Annotated in this window: 16 protein-coding genes; 11 read left to right on the top strand and 5 right to left on the bottom strand. The window is 69.6% G+C overall.

Annotation, left to right across the window (positions count from 1 at the left end; all coding sequences use genetic code 11):
• Nucleotides 1-238: 238 nt before the first annotated feature.
• From ACZ5Z2_RS02180 to ubiH, 3 genes are all read right to left on the bottom strand, one after another.
• On the bottom strand, nt 239-1,033 hold the full coding sequence (locus tag ACZ5Z2_RS02180) for a dienelactone hydrolase family protein (RefSeq protein WP_464760344.1): 795 nt from the start codon (nt 1,031-1,033) through the stop codon (nt 239-241).
• Nucleotides 1,034-1,233: 200 nt separating this feature from the next.
• Nucleotides 1,234-2,433, bottom strand: coding sequence for a UbiH/UbiF/VisC/COQ6 family ubiquinone biosynthesis hydroxylase (locus ACZ5Z2_RS02175; RefSeq protein ID WP_464760343.1), 1,200 nt, complete (start codon nt 2,431-2,433; stop codon nt 1,234-1,236).
• The gene (ubiH, locus tag ACZ5Z2_RS02170; protein ID WP_464760342.1) at nt 2,430-3,653 is read right to left on the bottom strand and encodes a 2-octaprenyl-6-methoxyphenyl hydroxylase; all 1,224 of its coding nucleotides are present in this window, start codon (nt 3,651-3,653) and stop codon (nt 2,430-2,432) included. The genes ACZ5Z2_RS02175 and ubiH overlap by 4 nt, the downstream gene beginning before the upstream one ends.
• 88 nt (nt 3,654-3,741) lie before the next feature.
• Here ubiH and ACZ5Z2_RS02165 point away from each other — a divergent pair, with 88 nt between their 5' ends.
• The 3 genes from ACZ5Z2_RS02165 to ACZ5Z2_RS02155 are packed head-to-tail and all read left to right on the top strand — an operon-like array spanning nt 3,742 to nt 5,849.
• A complete protein-coding gene (locus tag ACZ5Z2_RS02165) occupies nt 3,742-4,341 on the top strand; it encodes a hypothetical protein (protein ID WP_464760341.1) in 600 nt (199 codons plus the stop codon).
• Between the two features lie 2 nt (nt 4,342-4,343).
• Nucleotides 4,344-4,916: a cob(I)yrinic acid a,c-diamide adenosyltransferase gene (locus ACZ5Z2_RS02160; protein WP_464760340.1), complete on the top strand. Its 573-nt coding sequence runs from the start codon at nt 4,344-4,346 to the stop codon at nt 4,914-4,916.
• Nucleotides 4,917-4,928: 12 nt separating this feature from the next.
• Nucleotides 4,929-5,849 (top strand): histone deacetylase family protein, encoded by a 921-nt coding sequence (locus tag ACZ5Z2_RS02155; RefSeq protein WP_464761646.1) that lies wholly within the window; start codon nt 4,929-4,931, stop codon nt 5,847-5,849.
• A 138-nt stretch (nt 5,850-5,987) separates the two neighbouring features.
• On the opposite strand, the gene msrB is transcribed toward ACZ5Z2_RS02155, so the two are convergent.
• Complete coding sequence (gene msrB, locus ACZ5Z2_RS02150; RefSeq protein WP_464760339.1) at nt 5,988-6,386, bottom strand: peptide-methionine (R)-S-oxide reductase MsrB; 399 nt, start codon at nt 6,384-6,386, stop codon at nt 5,988-5,990.
• Nucleotides 6,387-6,482: 96 nt separating this feature from the next.
• Between msrB and ACZ5Z2_RS02145 the strand changes: the two genes are divergently transcribed.
• From ACZ5Z2_RS02145 to ACZ5Z2_RS02115, 7 genes are read left to right on the top strand one after another with little or no spacing between them, the layout of a single operon-like run.
• Nucleotides 6,483-8,933: an LPS-assembly protein LptD gene (locus tag ACZ5Z2_RS02145; RefSeq protein WP_464760338.1), complete on the top strand. Its 2,451-nt coding sequence runs from the start codon at nt 6,483-6,485 to the stop codon at nt 8,931-8,933.
• A gap of 31 nt (nt 8,934-8,964) precedes the next feature.
• Nucleotides 8,965-10,329: a peptidylprolyl isomerase gene (locus ACZ5Z2_RS02140; RefSeq protein ID WP_464760337.1), complete on the top strand. Its 1,365-nt coding sequence runs from the start codon at nt 8,965-8,967 to the stop codon at nt 10,327-10,329.
• 15 nt (nt 10,330-10,344) lie between these two features.
• Entirely contained in the window at nt 10,345-11,382 is a 1,038-nt protein-coding gene (pdxA, locus tag ACZ5Z2_RS02135; RefSeq protein ID WP_464760336.1) for a 4-hydroxythreonine-4-phosphate dehydrogenase PdxA, read from the top strand.
• Nucleotides 11,379-12,176 carry a 16S rRNA (adenine(1518)-N(6)/adenine(1519)-N(6))-dimethyltransferase RsmA gene (gene rsmA, locus ACZ5Z2_RS02130; protein WP_464760335.1) on the top strand — a complete coding sequence of 266 codons (798 nt, stop codon included), beginning with the start codon at nt 11,379-11,381 and terminating at the stop codon, nt 12,174-12,176. Before pdxA ends, rsmA begins: the two co-directional genes overlap by 4 nt.
• Before the next feature lie 40 nt (nt 12,177-12,216).
• A complete protein-coding gene (apaG, locus tag ACZ5Z2_RS02125) occupies nt 12,217-12,600 on the top strand; it encodes a Co2+/Mg2+ efflux protein ApaG (RefSeq protein WP_464760334.1) in 384 nt (127 codons plus the stop codon).
• Between the two features lie 12 nt (nt 12,601-12,612).
• Nucleotides 12,613-13,461, top strand: a complete 849-nt coding sequence (locus ACZ5Z2_RS02120; RefSeq protein ID WP_464760333.1) for a symmetrical bis(5'-nucleosyl)-tetraphosphatase — start codon at nt 12,613-12,615, stop codon at nt 13,459-13,461.
• A gap of 43 nt (nt 13,462-13,504) precedes the next feature.
• Nucleotides 13,505-14,281 (top strand): class I SAM-dependent methyltransferase, encoded by a 777-nt coding sequence (locus tag ACZ5Z2_RS02115; RefSeq protein ID WP_464760332.1) that lies wholly within the window; start codon nt 13,505-13,507, stop codon nt 14,279-14,281.
• Between the two features lie 72 nt (nt 14,282-14,353).
• Here ACZ5Z2_RS02115 and secA read toward each other — a convergent pair whose 3' ends face one another.
• Nucleotides 14,354-17,077 (bottom strand): preprotein translocase subunit SecA, encoded by a 2,724-nt coding sequence (gene secA, locus ACZ5Z2_RS02110; protein ID WP_464760331.1) that lies wholly within the window; start codon nt 17,075-17,077, stop codon nt 14,354-14,356.
• A 185-nt stretch (nt 17,078-17,262) separates the two neighbouring features.
• On the opposite strand from secA, the gene ACZ5Z2_RS02105 reads away from it, so the two are divergent.
• Nucleotides 17,263-17,709 (top strand): DciA family protein, encoded by a 447-nt coding sequence (locus tag ACZ5Z2_RS02105; protein WP_464760330.1) that lies wholly within the window; start codon nt 17,263-17,265, stop codon nt 17,707-17,709.
• Nucleotides 17,710-17,872: the final 163 nt, after the last annotated feature.

The following is a 17,872-nucleotide window of genomic DNA, read 5'->3' as shown; positions in this document are numbered from 1 at the left end:
AGGCCGCGCAGCGGGCGTCGCCAAGGATGGCGATGCCTTTTCGACCGGGCAGGAGCCCGGCCGAAAAGCCCCGCCATGCCTCACGGACTTTCCGTCCATGGATGGACGGAAAGCGCTGCATCGGGGTGCCCTTTCTCTTTGGTTCCTTTCTCTTTGGGCACGCAAAGAGAAAGGAAATCGGCCGCCGGCAGGCGGGCGAAACCGCTTCGTTCATTGCGAGGAGAACACGGGAGCCAAATCAATCCCGCCCCGCAAACGCCTCATCCAGCCAAACCCGCATCAACCGATACGAACGCGCCGCCGCCTTCGCGTCGTACCGGCAGCCCGGCGAGTTCTCGCCCACCTCGGTGAAGCAATGCACCGCATGCCCCAGCACCACGAACTGCCAGTCGGCGGGGCTCTGGCGCATCTCGTCCATGAACTTGTCGGCGTCCTTCATCGTCCAGGTGTCGTCGGCGCCGTTCATCGCCAGCACGCGGGCCTTGATGTGCTTGGCCATCGAGGCATCGTCGGTGGAGAGGTCGCCGTGGAAGGACACCACGGCGGCGACGTCCGCGCCGCTGCGCGCGAGATCGAGCACCGCGGCGCCGCCGAAGCAGAAGCCGATGGCGGCGAGCCTCGCGGTATCGATGGGCGCGTCCTTCGCCTGTGCCCTGAGCTGGGCCAGCGCCTCGTTGATGCGCGAGCGCATCAGCGCACGGCTGGCGTACAGCGGCTTCACGGCGGCCTGCGCCTGTTCGGCGTTGTCCAGCTGCGGGCGCACGTTGGCGCCGTACATGTCGGTGAGCAGGATCACGTAGTCCTTGCCCGCGATCATCTCCGCCTTCTTGATCGCCTCGTCGTTCACGCCGAACCAGTTCGGCACCATCACCAAGCCGGGGCGCTTGGTGCTGCTGGCGTCGTCGTAGACCAGGATGCTGTGGAAGCGCGTGCCGTCCTGCGTCCATTCCACCGGGCGATGCACCATCTTCGCCTGTGCGGCGAAGGCGAAACTGGCGAGCAGGAATGCGGCGAGACTGCGGATGTGGCGCATGGCGGAACCCTCCCTCAAAGTGGAACCTGATTGGCGGCGAGACTCGACTAGAAACGGCTTTTGTTTTTGAGGAGTGCGGTCATGGACGGTCGCCCATTTGATCTTCGCGATCAGGGATGGTCGCACTTGTTTGAAGACTGCGGCCAAGGATGGCCGTCCGTTCGACTTTCGCGTTCACGGACGAACGCACAAGCAAGGCATCAAAGTCCGGCGGCATGCTCCGCAAGGCGACGTTTCAGCGGCGCCAGCCTGTCGAGCAGGCGCACGCCGAGGCCGCGCGCGGCGACCAGCGGCGGCGCCTGCCACGCGTAGATGCGCGCCAGCGCGTCGAAGCCACGCGCGTCCAGCGTGTCGGCACTGTGGCGGCGGCGCGCGTAGCGACGCAGCACGTGGGCAGCGGCGAAATCGCGTCCCGCATCGCGCGCGTCGACCAGCACGTTGCGCAGCTCCGCCACGTCGCGCAGGCCCAGGTTCACGCCCTGCCCGGCCAGCGGATGCACCGCGTGCGCGGCGTCGCCCAGCAGCACGAAGCGTTCGGCCTGGTAGGTTTCCGCCAGCTGCAGCCTGAGCGGGAAGGCGGCGCGCGCCGTGGCGGACACGATGCGGCCCAGGCGGAAATCGCTGGCGACACCGAGTTCACGCATGAAGTCCGCATCGGAAAGCGCCAGCACGCACCGCGCCTCGTCCTCGGGCAGCGACCACACGATGGAGCTGCGCCCGTCGGCCAGCGGCAGCAGCGCCAGCGGGCCGCTGGGCAGGAAGCGTTGCCAGGCCGTCCGCGCGTGCGGCCGCTCGGTGGCCACGTGCGCCACCACGGCGCGCTGCGCGTAGTCGCGTCCGCGCGTGGCGATGCCGACCATGCTGCGCAGCGGCGAGGCGGCGCCGTCGGCCGCCACCACCAGGCGTGCGGACAGGCTTTCGCCGTCGGCCAGTTCCAGCGTCGCGCGATCCCCGCGCGCCTCGATGCCGCGCACCTCGGCCGGGCACAGGCGCCGCACGCCGGCGGCTTCCAGCGCCCGCCACAGCGTCCACTGCACCAGGTTGTTCTCGACGATGTGGCCGAGCAGGTCGCGCCCCTCGTCCGCGGCGTCGAAGTCGATGGCCGCGCCGCTCTCGCCGTCCCACACGTGCATGTGCGCGTAGGGGCCGGAACGCGACTCCCGGATGGACGTCCAGACGTCCAAGTCATCCAGCAAGGCGATGGACGACGGCGCCAGCCCCACCACGCGCAGATCCACCTCGTCGGCGACGCTCCACGGCTGCGGCGCGCGCGCCTCCAGCAGGGCGGTGGCGAAGCCGGCCTTTGCCAGCGCCAGCGCGGCGGCGGCACCCACCATGCCGCCGCCGACCACGGCGACGTCCAGCGCGGGCGCGCGGCGGCGTTCGGGCGCGGCGCTCATGGCAGCCGCTCCAGCACCGCGCGCGGCGGCTCGCCGCGGAAGCCCATGCCGTGCCACGCAAGGCGATCCTGCAAGGGCGCAAGGCGGTCGTTGGCGAGCAACGCCAGCGAGCGCAGCGGCGCGAGCATTGGCTGTTCGAGGCAGGCCAGGCGCACCAGGCCGTGGCTCATCGCCATGGTGCCTTCGCGATCGGGCGCGCGGCGCGCGGCGTAGCGTTCCAGCAGGCCGGGCGCGCCGGGATCGTCCGCGGCGGCAACCAGCTCGGCGAGGGTCAGTGCGTCGCGCAGGCCGAGGTTGAAACCCTGCGCGCCGATGGGATGCACGGTCTGCGCCGCGTTGCCCACCAGCACCGCGCGCGGGCCGGTGAGCCGCCGCGCGGCCACGCGATGGATCGCGTAGGGGTGGCGCCTGCCGGGCCGCGCCAAACGGCCCAGCCGCCAGCCGAAGCGCTGCTGCGCCAACGCGGCGAAGGCCTCGTCGTCCATCGACGCCACTTCGTCGGCCTGTTCGGCCGGCACGGTGAGCACCAGTCCGCAGCGCCCCTGCGCCAGCGGCAGCAGGGCCACCGGACCCTGGTCGGAGAAACGCTCGAAGGCGCGGTTCGCGTGCGCGCGTTCGGGCGTGACGGTGGCGACGAACAGAGTCTGCCCGTAGTCGAACCGTTCGGCCTCGATGCCGAGTTGCGTGCGCACGAAGGACTCGGTGCCATCGGCGCCCACCAGCAGCGCGGCGTCGATCGCGCGCTCGCCATTGGCGGTGCGGATGCGGGCGCGCCAGCCATCGGCCTGCGCCTCCAGCGCCTCCAGTTTCGCGGGCGCGAGCCGGGTCAGCCGCGTGCAGGCGTCCAGCCGGCGCAGCAGGGCCGCGCCCAGTTCGCGCGCGGGCAGCGTCCAGCCCAGCGCATCGACGCCGTGCTTCGCCGCTTCGATGCGCGCGCTGCCGAACTCGCCGGCACGGCTGACGTGGATGTGGCGGATGGCCGTGGCCTGCGCCGCCGCGTGCGGCCACACGCCGATGGCGGCGAGGCCGTTGACGGTGGCGCGGGCCAGCGCGAGGTTGCGCTCGTCGTAGCTGGGCTGGGCGTCGGCGCGCGGCGCGGCGGCCTCGACCAGGGTGGCGGCGACGCCGGCGGCGTCCAGCGCGATGGCGAGGCTGGCGCCGACCAGGCCGCCGCCGACGATCAGCACGCCGCCAGCGGCGGGGGATGCGGAGGGATTCATGCACGGGATGATACGCGCCAGCGCATCGGGCCGGCTGCCTTGCGTTAAACTGCCGCCCTGATTTCAGCCTTAGCTTCACGGAGTAGACATGGCAACCACAACGACCCGACGCCTGGCCATCTTTCTCGGCCTGGCCGTGGTGATGGGCGTCACCCGCTTCCATCCCTCGCTGCTGCACCATGCGCTGTGGGACGCCTCGTGGGGCGTGTTCTTCCTCGCCGGCTTCTGGCTGCGCGGCCAGGGCCGCTGGGCCTTCCCGCTGCTGATGGCCGAGGCGGTGCTGGTGGACTACTTCGTCATCAGCGGCATGGGCATCGACTTCTGGCAGCACTACTGCGTGTCGGCGGGCTACTGGTTCCTGCTGCCGTCCTACGGCGCGCTGTGGCTGGGCGGCAGCTGGCTGGCGAAGCGGCAGTCCGGCCTCGACCTGCGCACGCTGGGCCTTGCCGCCGCCGCGCTGCTGGTGGCCGAAGGCGCGTGCTACCTGATCTCCAACGGCAGCTTCTACTGGATCAGCGCCAGCGTGCCGCTGCCGCGCGGCTTCGGCGCGTGGTTCGCCAACCTCGGCGACTGGTACCTGCCCTTCCTCGAAGGCACGGCCCTCTACGTGGGCCTGGGCGCGGCGGCGCACGTGCTGGCGACGCAGCTGTCGCGCGCCACGCAGCACAGCGGCCACGCGCAGCACTGACGGTGGGCAACCGCCTCTCGAAGATCTACACGCGCACCGGCGACGACGGCTCCACCGGCCTCGGCGACGGTTCGCGCGTGGCGAAGGATTCCCCGCGCGTGGCCGCCTACGGCACCGTGGACGAGCTCAACAGCGCGGTCGGCATGGTGCTCGCCTGCGCAGGCGTGGACGAAGCGGTGCGCGAGGCGCTGACCCAGATCCAGCACGAGCTGTTCGACCTCGGCGGCGAGCTGTGCATCCCCGGCATGGCGATGATCGAGGACGCCGACGTCGCGCGGCTGGAAGGCGTGCTGGACGGCTTCAACGAGCCGCTGCCGCCGCTCAAGGATTTCATCCTGCCCGGCGGCGGCATGGCGGCCTCCTGCTGCCACCTGGCGCGCACCGTGTGCCGCCGCGCCGAGCGCGAGGTGATCGCGCTGCGCCGCACGGAACCCGAGGTGCGGCCGCAGACGCAGCGCTACCTCAACCGCCTCTCCGACCTGCTGTTCGTGCTCTGTCGCGTGCTCGCCCGCGGCGGCGGCCACGGCGAGGTGCTGTGGCAGCACGAGCGGCGGCGCAAGCCTGCCGCCGGCTGAAGCGGCCGCATGCTGCGGCTGTACACCCATCCCGCCTGCCTGCGGCACGACAACGGCCCCGGCCATCCCGAAGCCGCCGCGCGGCTGGGCGCGGTGCTGCGCGCGCTCGACCACGACCGCTACGCCGCGCTGGATCGCGTGGAGGCGCCGCGCGCCGGCCGCGAACAGCTGCTGCGCGTGCACACGGCGGCCCACGTCGAACGCATCCTCGCCGCCGTGCCCGAGGGCGAGACGCGACGGCTGGACGAGGACACCGGGCTGTCGCCCGGCTCCGCCGAGGCCGCCCTGCGCGCGGCGGGCGCCGCGGTGGCGGCGGTGGACGCGGTGCTCGACGGCGGCCACGTGCGCCGCGCGTTCTGCGCGGTGCGCCCACCCGGCCATCACGCCACGCGCGAATCGGCGATGGGCTTCTGCCTGTTCAACAACGTGGCGGTGGCCGCGGCGCACGCGCTGGCGGCGCATGGACTGAAGCGCGTGGCGATCGCCGATTTCGACGTGCACCACGGCAACGGCACGCAGGACATCTTCTGGCGCGAGCCGCGCGTGCTGTTCGCCTCCAGCCACGAGATGCCGCTGTATCCGGGCAGCGGCCATCCGGACGAACGCGGCGCGGGCAACATCCTCAACCGGCCGCTGTCGGCCGGCGACGGCCCCTACCTGTTCCGCGAACTGTGGGAAGGCGACCTGCTGCCGCGGCTGCACGCGTTCAAGCCGCAGCTGGTGCTGGTTTCGGCGGGCTTCGACGCGCACCAGCGCGATCCGCTGGCCAACCTCTGCCTCGGCAGCGAGGACTACGCCTGGATCACCGCGAAGCTGGTGGAGCTGGCGAACCGCCATGCCGACGGCCGGCTGGTTTCCACGCTGGAAGGCGGCTACGACCTCGCCGCCCTGGCCGCCAGCGCCACGGCGCACGTCGAAGCGTTGCTGGATTGAAAAGTGCGGCCATGAATGGCCGCCCATTTGACTTCCGCAATCAAGGACGACCGCATGGATACCGTTGAAAGCGTGGCCATGAATGGCCGCCCGCGCGATCCTGCGACCTGGGATGATCGCAATGGCAAAACCGCAAACTCACTCCGGCACGAAATCCAGCGCCAGCGAATTGATGCAATAGCGCAGTCCGGTGGGCCGCGGGCCATCGGGAAACAGGTGGCCCAGGTGCGAATCGCAATGCGCGCAGCGCACCTCGATGCGGCGCATGCCGTGGCTGTCGTCGTCGTGGCTGGATACCGCAGCCGGCACCAGCGGCTGCCAGAAGCTGGGCCAGCCGGAACCGGAGTCGTACTTGCTGTCCGAGCCGAACAGCGCGCTGCGGCAGGCCACGCACACGTAGGTTCCTTCGGCATGGTGGCGGTACCACTTGCCGCTGAACGGAGGCTCGGTGGCCGAGCAGCGGCAAACCGCGTATTGCTCGGGGCTCAATTCGGCGCGCCATTCCTCCGCGGTTTTGACCGGCCCGGGTTCGTTCATGGCTGAATCCTCGTCGCCTGCGGCAGCGCTCGCCGCCTGCCTGATCTGGGGTGTTTCTGCTAGTTTTACCGGCCTCACTGCCGCCGGGTTTCCATCGTGACGCGCAAGCTCCCTCCACGCCGCCTGCTGGCGGTTGCCGCCGCCCTTGCCCTGATCGGCGGCCCCGTCGAAGCCAGCGGCGCCAGGCAGCATCGCGGCACCTCGCTGGACGGCAGCGAACAGGTCTGCCCGCTCGGCTCCTTCGCCTGCAAGCCGCGCCCGTACAACTACGCGATGTGCCACCCGAACGCGATGCTGGAGTTCTACGACCCCACGCTGAGCAAGGACAGCAGCCTGCGCGACACCAGCGACACCTACGTGTGGGCGCAGCACGTGGACAGCTCCAACCAGACCGTCTACCACCTGTCCGGCAACGTGCGCATGGATCGTGCAGACCAACGGCTGCAAGCGGATACGGTTGACTACAACGACGACACCACCGATTACGACGCGCGCGGCAACGTGCGCTACCAGGACGCCAGCGGGTTGATGGCGGCCACGCACGCGCACGGCAACAACGACGCCAGCACCGGCATCGCCGACGACGTGCGCTACCAGATGCTCGACTCGCGCGGCAACGGCGTGGCCAGCAAGGCGCAGATGTTCGACGCCGAGCACACGCGCTACACGCAGGCCACCTACTCCACCTGCGACGTGGGCCACCACCTGTGGGAATTCCGCGGCAAGTCCATCGCCGTGAACAAGGACAGCGGCCGCGGCGTGGCGCGCGACGCCACTTTCCGCGTCGGCGGCGTGCCGCTGTTCTACCTGCCGTGGATCAGCTTCCCGGTGGACAACCGGCGCATGACCGGCTTCCTGTACCCGACCTTCGGCCATACCAGCCGCTCGGGCTACATGCTCAGCACGCCGTTCTACCTGAACCTGGCGCCGAACTACGACGCCACGCTGGATCCGCGCTTCTACAGCCTGCGCGGCAGCATGCTGGACGCCGAGTTCCGCTACCTGCTGCCGGAAAGCAAGGGCACGCTGGATGCGCAGTTCCTGCCGAACGACCACGGCACCACCGATCCGGGCACCACGGCCGACACCGCCGGCACCAACCGCTACCGCGTGCAGCTCACCGACACCACGCACCTGTGGGGCAGCTGGGACTTCAGCACCTCGATCGACCGCAGCTCGGACAACAACTTCCAGTACGACTTCGGCGACCAGTTGGGCGGCGCGCCGGTCTACATCCTCGGCTCCAGCGCACAGGTCGCCGGCGGTGGCAGGTGGGGCGACGCGACATGGAACGCCTCGGTGGGCGGCAGCGCCTACCAGAACATGAACCCGTTCACCACCGACGCCTCGCTGCCCTACCGGCAATTGCCCTACGCCGGCTTCAACATCGACTGGCCGATCGACAACCGGCTGGAATTCGGCATGACCAACCAGTTCACGGCGTTCCGCAAGCCGGGCTACGTGGAAGGCAGCCGCGAGGACATCCAGCCCTGGCTGTCGGCGGATTTCGGCAACCAGGCCTGGTTCGTGCGCCCGCGCGTCGCATGGCGCTACACCGGCTACCAGCTCAGCAACGGCTACCAGGACTACGGCTACTACGGCCTGCTGGACAGCGGCGTGGCCTCGCCGTTCGCCCAGCGATCGCCAAGCCGCTCGCTGCCCATCGTCAGCGTGGACAGCGGCCTGGTGTTCGACCGCAGCGCCTCGCTGTTCGGACAGAGCTACACGCAGACCCTGGAGCCGCGGCTGTATTACCTGTACGTGCCGTACCGCAACCAGGACAACCTGCCGCTGTTCGACACCAGTGCGATGTCGTTCGACTACTGGCAGCTGTTCTCGACCAACCAGTTCTCCGGCGCGGATCGCCAGATGAACGCGAACAACCTCACCGCGGCGCTCACCACGCGCCTGCTCGACGAGGGCGGCGTGGAGCGGCTGTCCGCCAGCTTCGGCCAGATCCACTACTTCACCCCGCAAAGGGTGGAGATGCCGAACGGCGCGAACACGGTGTCGGCGGCCACCGACTGGAGCCGCTCGGCCTACGTCGCCCAGCTCGACCTGCAGCTCAGCGACGACTGGCGCGCCAGCAGCTCCTACCAGTGGGATCCGAACACCCGCTACACCGACATGGCGATGCTCCAGTTGCAGGGGCGGCTGGGCACGGACGGCGTGGTCAACTTCGCCTACCGCTACCGGCGCGGGCTGATGGAACAATACAGCGCTTCGGCGGTCTATCCGCTGTCCGAGCGCTGGCGGCTGATCGGCGCATGGACGTATGCGGAACCGATCAAGGGCGTGGTCAACCCGTTGAAGGGCACCATCGAGGCGCTCGCCGGCGTGGAATACGACAGCTGCTGCGTCACCCTGCGCCTGGTCGACCGCAGCTACGTGAACCAGGGCTATTACGGTTACGTGGGGCCCACTCCCTCGAACCCGGTCAAGCTGCGCAACAACGCCGTCATGTTCGAGGTCGTCTTCAAGGGACTGGGCTCCACGGGTGGCCAAATCGACCCGCTGCTGCGCCGTGATATTCTCGGCTATCAATAAACCGCTGTATCCATCTTCCGGCTGCTCCCTGATGAAGCGTTTTCTCGCCCCGCTGCTCTCCATTTTCGTATTCGCGCTCGCCCTGCCCGCGCAGGCGCAGTTGCTGCCCAATGCCGGCGCCGGCGTCGCCGCGCCGTCCAACATGCTGGATCGCATCGTGGCGGTGGTGAACGAGGACGTGATCCTGCAGAGCGAACTGGACGACGCCGTGCGCTCCGTCCAGCAGCAGTACGCCAGCCAGCCCGGTCAGCTGCCGCCGCTGAACGTGCTGCAGCAGCAGGTGCTGGATCGCCTGATCCTGATGAAGCTGCAGCTGCAGAAGGCCGACGACCAGGGCATCCACGTCTCCGACGCCCAGGTCGACCAGGCCGTGGCGCAGGTGGCCCAGCAGAACAAGATGACGCCCGACCAGTTGCGCACCGAGGTCGAGCGCACCGGCCAGGATTTCGCCTCGTTCCGCCAGCAGCTTTCCGACCAGCTCGTCGTGCAGCAGCTCCACCAGAGCGTGGTGCACGACTCGGTCTCGGTCACCGACAGCGAGATCGACAACCTGCTCGCCAGCCCCAGCTACAAGGCCGGCGAGGTGCACCTGGCGCACATCCAGATCAGCATCCCCAGCGGTGCCGACGCCGCCGCGATCCAGGCCGCCGCGACCAAGGCCGAGCAGGCCGAGGCGGCGATCAAGGGCGGCATGGATTTCCACGCCGCGGCGATCCGCTACTCCGACGCGCCCGACGCGCTGGACGGCGGCGACCTCGGCTGGCGCCGCATGGACGAGATCCCTCCGGCCTTCGCCGACACCGTGGCCAACATGAAGCCCGGCGAGGTCAGCCCCGCGCTGCGCGGCCCCACCGGCTTCCACATCCTCAAGCTGGTCGGCCAGCGCGCGCCGTCCAAGCAGATCGTCACCGAATACCGCGCGCGCCAGATCCTGATCAAGCCCAGCGAGCTGGTCACGCCCGCGCAGGCGCAGCAGAAGGCGCAGGAGCTGTACGAACAGATCGTCGACAAGCACGCGGACTTCGCCAAGCTGGCCAAGGACAACTCCAACGACGACACCACCGCCAACAACGGCGGCGACATGGGCTGGTTCCCGCAGCAGGCGTGGGGCAGCACCATCGCCCAGCAGCTCGGGCAGATGAAGGTCAACGAAGTCTCGCATCCGTTCCAGACCGATGCCGGCTGGGACATCCTGCAGCTGGTCGGCACGCGCCAGAGCGACGTCACCACCCAGGCGGAACGCGACCAGGCGCGCCAGGCCATCGGCAACCGCAAGGCCGAGCAGGCCTACGAGGACTTCCTGCGCGAGCTGCGCGCGAACGCCTACGTGCATGTGCTGGTGCCCGCACTGCGCGACGACAGCAACACGCCGGCCGACGCCGGAAACGCCTCCTGACCGGAGGCTGCCGGCATGGCGCTCGCCCGGCTTGCCGTCACCGCGGGTGAGCCGGCCGGCGTCGGCCCGGAGTTGATCGCGCGACTGGCCGCCACGCCGCTGGCGGCGGATCTGGTCGCCGTCACCGACCGCGGCCTGCTCGCCCGCGCCGCCGCGCGCTGCGGCCTGCATCTCATGCTCGCCGACGACGACGGCACGCCGCGCGAACACCGCGAACCCGGCAGCCTGCGCGTGCGCCACGTGCCGCTGGGCGCCGCGGAAATCCCCGGCCAGCCCGATCCGCGCAACGCGCAGCACGTGCTCGCCACACTGGCCGAGGCCGCCGACGGCTGCATGGCCGGCCGCTACGCCGCGGTGGTCACCGCGCCGCTGCAGAAGGCCTCGATCAACGAGGCCGGCATCCGCTTCAGCGGCCACACGGAGTTCTTCGCCGAACGCGCCCACGCCGACGTGGTGATGATGCTGGCCAGCCCCGAGTTGCGCGTGGCGCTGGCCACCACCCACCTGCCGCTGGGCGCGGTGCCCGCCGCGATCACCCGCGCGTCGCTGGCACGCACGCTGCGCATCGTGCATGCCGAGCTGCGCGCGAAGTTCGGCATCGCCACGCCGCGCATCGCCGTGCTGGGCCTCAACCCGCATGCGGGCGAAGGCGGCCACCTCGGCCGCGAGGAACTGGACACCATCATCCCGCTGCTGGACGAGCTGCGTGCCGAAGGCATGCAACTGATCGGCCCGCTGCCCGCCGACACCGCCTTCGTGCCCGCGCAGCGCACGCGCTACGACGCGGTGCTGGCGATGTACCACGACCAGGCGCTGCCGGTGCTCAAGAGCGAAGCCTTCGACCGCACCGTCAACCTCACGCTCGGCCTGCCTTTCATCCGCACCTCGGTCGACCACGGCACCGCGCTCGACCTCGCCGGCACGGGCCACGCCGATCCCGCCAGCCTGATCGCCGCTGCCGACATGGCCATGAACCTCATCGCCCGCTCTTCTCCCTCTCCCCTGCGGGGAGAGGGTCGGGGTGAGGGGCCAACCTCGCGACACACCCCATGACCCACGCCCTCGCCCGCCCCAAGAAAAGCTTCGGCCAGCACTTCCTGCACGACCGCCGCTACATCGACGACATCGTGCGCGCCATCGCGCCGCGCGCCGGCGACTTCCTGGTGGAGATCGGCCCCGGCGAAGGCGCGCTCACCCTGCCGCTGCTGGCGACCGCGCGCTCGCTCACCGCGATCGAGCTGGACACCGACCTGATCCCCGCGCTGAAGGAGCGCGCGGCCAGCGTGGGCGAACTCGCGGTGATCCACGCCGACGTGCTCAAGGTGGATTTCGCCGCGCTGGCGCACCGCCACGGCGTGGAGCGGCTGCGCATCGCCGGCAACCTGCCCTACTACATCTCCAGCCCCATCCTGTTCCACTGCGTGGAGCACGCGTCCGCCATCGAGGACATGCACTTCATGCTGCAGAAGGAAGTGGTGGATCGCATGGCCGCGGAACCGGGCAGCAAGGTGTATGGCCGCCTGTCGGTGATGCTGCAGCTGGCCTGCCGCGTGACGCCACTGTTCGAGGTGCCGCCGGAAGCGTTCCGGCCGCCGCCGAAGGTGGATTCGGCGGTGGTGCGCGTGGTGCCGCTGGCGCCGCACGAGCGCCACGACGCCGACCCCGCGCTGCTGCACGACGTGGTGAAGGCCGCCTTCGGCCAGCGCCGCAAGACGCTCGCCAACGCGCTCAAGCAGCTGCTGGACGCCGACGCCATCCGCGAAGCCGACGTCGACCCGAAGGCGCGCGCCGAAACGCTGACGCCGGAGGACTTCGTGCGGCTGGCGAAACGGCTCGCCGCGCGCTGACCGCGCGCACACGACGCCGCGCATTCCGTACAATCGTGGCATGAGCGAAAACAATCCCTACACGATCGACGTGCAGGTCAGCACCCGTTTCGTCCCCGACCAGTCCCGCCCCGGCGACAACCGCTACGCGTTCGCCTACACCATCACCCTGCGCAACACCGGCAGCATGCCCGCGCAGCTGATGGCGCGGCACTGGGTGATCACCGACGCCAACGGCAAGGTGGAGGAAGTGCGCGGCGACGGCGTGGTGGGCGAACAGCCGTGGATGCGCCCCGGCGACGACTACGAATACACCTCCGGCGCGGTGCTGGAGACGCCGGTAGGCATCATGGGCGGCAGCTACCAGATGCTGGCCGACGACGGTACCCGCTTCGACGCGCCCATCCCGCCGTTCACGCTCGCCATCCCGCGCACGCTGCACTGACGGCGGCACAGGATGGCCACTTACGCGATCGGCGACGTGCAGGGCTGCTACCCGGAATTGCAGCGCCTGCTCGACAAGCTGCGCTTCGACCCGGCGGCGGACAGGCTGTGGTTCTGCGGCGACCTGGTGAACCGCGGCGGCGAGTCGCTGGCCACGCTGCGGCTGATCCACGGCCTGCGCGAGCACTGCGTGGTCACCCTGGGCAACCACGACCTCAGCCTGCTGGCGATCGCGCTGCGCAAGCCCGAAGCGCAGGCCAAGGTCAACCCCGAGCTGCGCGAGGTGCTGTTCGCCGACGACGCGCCGGTGCTGTTCGAATGGCTGCGCGCGCAGAAGCTGCTGCACCACGACGAGCAGCTCGGCTGGACGATGATCCACGCCGGCCTTGCCCCGCAATGGACGCTGCGCCAAGCGCAGAAGTCTGCGCAGGAAGTGGAGCGCGAGCTTTCCAGCCCGCGCCATGGCCGCATCCTCAAGAACCTGTTCGGCAATCGGCCGGCCGGCTGGTCGAACCGCTTGCAAGGGCTGGATCGCCAGCGCGCCACGATCAACCTGCTGACCCGCATGCGCTACTGCGACGTCAACGGCCGCATCGACTTCGAGGCCAAGGACATCCCCGGCACGCAGCGGCCCGGCCTGTATCCGTGGTTCGAGGTACCCGGCATGCGTCGACGCGAGACGCGCATCGTCTGCGGCCACTGGTCGGCACTGGGCCGCTTCGCCGGCCTCGGCGTGTACGCGATCGACACCGGCTGCGTGTGGGGTGGCCAGCTCACCGCGCTGCAGCTGGACGGCGAGGAGCCGCACCACATCACCGTGAATGCCGAACCGCACCGCAGGCGCGTGCCCGGCGCGGACTGACCGCGTGCTAGCTTGAGGCTCCCCACCCGCAGGAGCCATCGCAATGGAACACCAGGGCGCCGTCGTCCGGCAATTCGGATCGCAAGCACAGGCCTACCTGGCCAGCAGCGTGCACGCACAGGGCCATGACCTGGCCCGGCTCGCGGAACTTGCCGCCCGCGTGGCCGGCGGCGCCGCCGCGCTCGACCTCGGTTGCGGCGCGGGCCACGCCAGCTTCGCGATGGCGCCGCACGTCGCCGAGATGGTGGCCTACGACCTCTCGCGCGAGATGCTCGACGTGGTGGCACAGGCCGCGTCCGCACGCAAGCTGCCGTCCGTGCGCACGGAACAGGGCCACGCCGAAAAGCTGCCGTTCGCCGACGGCGGCTTCGCCCTCGTCGCCAGCCGCTACAGCGCCCACCACTGGGGCGATCCGGCCACCGCCCTGCGCGAAGCCGCGCGCGTGCTCGCGCCCGGCGGCACGCTGTGCCTGATCGACGTGGTCGGCCCGCAAGGCCCGCATGCGGCCCTGCTGGACAGCCACCTGCAGGCGGTCGAACTGCTGCGCGACACCTCGCACGTGCGCGACTACAGCCGCACCGAATGGCGTGCCATGCTCGCCGACGCGGGCTTCGCACTGCAGGACGAACACGACTGGCGACTGGAGATCGGCTTCGCCAGCTGGCTCGCACGCATGCGCACACCGCCGGTGCTGGAGGCGTCGATCCGCCACCTGCTCGCACACGCGCCCGACGAAGTGCTGGCCTACTATCAGGTCGATCCGGCGACACTGGACTTCAAGCTCGAATCGGCGATGTTCGTGGCGCGACGCAGCGGCTGATCCGCACCGCCGCCACAAACGGAAACGGCCGGGAAAACCCCGGCCGTTTCTGTCGATGCATGCCTTGTCCGGTCAGTTCAACTGGCCGTGGCAATGCTTGTACTTCTTGCCGGAACCGCAGGGGCACGGGTCGTTGCGGCCCACGCGCGGCATGTCCGGCTGCTGCAGGCGCATCGCGCCGACGGCCGCGACAGCCGGATCGGCATCCAGCGCCGCGTCGGGCGCGCCGCCGCCGCTGGCCAGCATCTGGCGCTGCAGGCGCTCGGCGAGACGCTGCTGCTCGGCCTCCATCGCGGCGACTTCCTCCTCGCTGCGAATGCGGATGCGCGCCAGCATCTGCACCACTTCGGACTTGATGCGGTCGAGCATGTCGGAGAACAGCTGGAACGACTCGCGCTTGAACGCCTGCTTGGGATCCTGCTGGGCGTAGCCCACCAGGTAGATGCCCTGGCGCAGGTAGTCCATGCTGGCGAGGTGCTCCTTCCAGGCGTTGTCCACCACGGTGAGCATGATGTGCTTTTCCAGCGCGCGCATGGTCTCGGCGCCGACCTGCGCCTCCTTGGCCTGGAACATGCCGTCCACGCCTTCGCGCACGTGCTCGAGGATCATCGCCGCGTCGATTTCCGGCTGCTTTTCCAGCCAGTGCGGCAGATCCAGCGACAGGCCGAACTTGCCTTCCAGCTCGCGGTCGAGGCCCGGGATGTCCCACTGCTCGTCGATGCTGTCCAGCGGCACGTGCGTGCGCACGATGCTCTCGACCACGTCGTGGCGGATGTCGGCCACGGTGGCGGAGACGTCCTCGCCCTCCAGCAGCTCGTCGCGCTGGCGGTAGATCACCTTGCGCTGGTCGTTGGCGACGTCGTCGAATTCGAGCAGGTGCTTGCGGATGTCGAAGTTGTGCTGCTCGACCTTGCGCTGCGCCTTCTCGATCTGGCGCGAGATCATCTTGTCTTCGAGCGCGTCGTCTTCCTTCATGCCGAAGCGCTTCATCCAGCGGATCAGGCCCTCGCCGCCGAAGATGCGCAGCAGGTTGTCCTCCAGCGACAGGTAGAAGCGCGAGGAACCCGGATCGCCCTGGCGGCCGGAGCGACCGCGCAGCTGGTTGTCGATGCGGCGCGACTCGTGGCGCTCGGTGCCGATGATGTGCAGGCCGCCCGAGGCCAGCACCTGCTCGTGCAGCTTCTTCCATTCGTCCTTGGCACGGGCGCGGTCGGCATCCGTCGCGTCCGCCGGTAACGCGGCCAGCGCGGCCTCGAGGCTGCCGCCGAGCACGATGTCGGTGCCGCGGCCCGCCATGTTGGTGGCGATGGTGACCGAACCCGGCGCACCCGCCTGCGCCACGATGTGCGCTTCGCGCTCGTGCTGCTTGGCGTTCAGCACCTCGTGCCGCACGTTGGCCTTGCGCAGCTGCTCGGACAGCAGCTCGGACACCTCGATCGAGGTGGTGCCCACCAGCACCGGCTGGCCGCGCTTGTGGCAATCCTTGATGTCCTCGATCACCGAGTTGTACTTGGCCTGCTGGCCGAGGAACACTAGGTCGGCGTTGTCCTTGCGGATCATCGGCTTGTGGGTGGGGATCACCACCACTTCCAGGCCGTAGATGCTCTGGAACTCGAACGCCTCGGTGTCGGCCGTGCCGGTCATGCCGGCCAGCTTCTTGTACATGCGGAACAGGTTCTGGAACGTCACCGTGGCCAGCGTCTGGTTCTCGCGCTGGATCGGCACGCCTTCCTTCGCCTCCACCGCCTGGTGCAGGCCGTCCGACCAGCGGCGGCCCGGCAGGGTGCGGCCGGTGAACTCGTCGACGATGATGACCTCGCCGTCGCGCACGATGTAGTCCACGTCGCGCTGGTAGATCGCGTTGGCGCGCAGCGCGGCGTTGAGGTGGTGCACCACGGCGAGGTTCTTGGAGTCGTACAGGCCGCTGTCCTCGCTGATGACGCCGGCCTCGCGCAGCAGCTCGTCGGCATGCTGCATGCCGTCCTCGGAGAGGTGCACCTGCTTCTGCTTCTCGTCGACCCAGAAGTCGCCTTCGCCGTCTTCTTCCTTCTGGCGGATCATGCGCGGCACGATCTTGTTCACCGCGATGTAGAGCTGCGGCGAATCCTCGGCCGGGCCGGAGATGATCAGCGGGGTGCGCGCCTCGTCGATCAGGATCGAGTCCACCTCGTCGACGATGGCGTAGTTGAGGCCGCGCTGGTAGCGCTGCTCCTTGCTGAGCGCCATGTTGTCGCGCAGGTAGTCGAAGCCGAACTCGTTGTTGGTGCCGTAGGTGATGTCGGCGGCGTAGGCCTTGTGCTTGTCGGCGTGATCCATGCCGGGCCACACCACGTCGGTGGTCAGGCCGAGGAAGCTGTACAGCTTGCCCATCTGCGCCGAGTCGCGGCGGGCGAGGTAGTCGTTCACGGTGACCACGTGCACGCCCTTGCCTTCCAGCGCGTTGAGGTACACCGGCAGCGTGCCCACCAGCGTCTTGCCTTCGCCGGTGCGCATCTCGGCGATCTTGCCCTGGTGCAGCACCATGCCGCCGATCAGCTGCACGTCGTAGTGGCGCATGCCCAGCACGCGCTTGGCGCCTTCGCGCACCACCGCGAACGCCTCGGGCAGCAGCTTGTCCAGCGGTTCGCCGCCGGCGACGCGCTGCTTGAACTCCTCGGTCTTGCCGCGCAAGGCCTCGTCGCTCAGCTTCTCGAATTCGGGTTCCAGCGCGTTGATGCGCGCCACGGTGCGCGACAGCTGGCGCAGCACGCGCTCGTTGCGGCTGCCGAAGATGCTGGTGAGGACGCGATTGAACATCGATCTTCCGAATGGCGTGGACAGAAGGCCGCGCGTTGGCGCAGGCCAAACGGGCATGTTACTACACGGGCCCGGACGGCAGGCGGCGCGGCCACTCGGGCGATATCCCGCATGGCGGCGCCGGCGCGCGGATTCAAGGGCGGCGGGTATGATGGCCGCACCACCCTGCCCCGGAGCCACCGGACATGTCCCGCGCCGCCACGCGCCCCCGCGGCCCGCAAGCCCTCGGCGACTGCGGGTCTTTCGCCAGCCTGGCCAACAAGGCCGCGGCGCTGGACGCGCTGGATCGCGCGCTGCGCCAGACCCTGCCGATGCCGCTGCGCGACGAGGTGCGTTTCGCCAACCTGCGCGGCGGACGGCTGCTGTTCCTCGCCAGCACGTCGGCCTGGGCCACGCGGCTGCGGCTGCTGCAAGCGCAGATTCTCACGACGGCGCGCAGTCTCGACATCCGCGCCGAAAGCATCGGCATCAAGGTGAGTCCGCTGCCGAAGGTCGAGCTGGAACCCGAGCGCACGCGCACGCTGTCGCCTGCGGCGGCTGGCCACCTGCGCGCCGCCGCGGCAGCCACGGCCGATCCCGAGTGGAAGGAACTGTTCGGCCGCCTGGCCGCGCTGGCCCGGCCCGATCAGTAACTTTCGCGATCATCCTTGATCGCAAGGATCAAACGGACGGCCATCCCGGCTGCACTCCTCAAAGCTTTTGCGATCATCCTTGATCGCAGGGATCAAACGGGCGGCCATCCTGGCCGCACTCCTCAAACAAAAGCCGCCGCATCGTGGGATGCAGCGGCTCTTC

The organism is Rhodanobacter sp. G1, assembly GCF_055397855.1.
The sequence above is the reverse complement of the archived record's forward strand: the minus strand, read 5'-3'. Positions and strand labels throughout refer to the sequence as shown.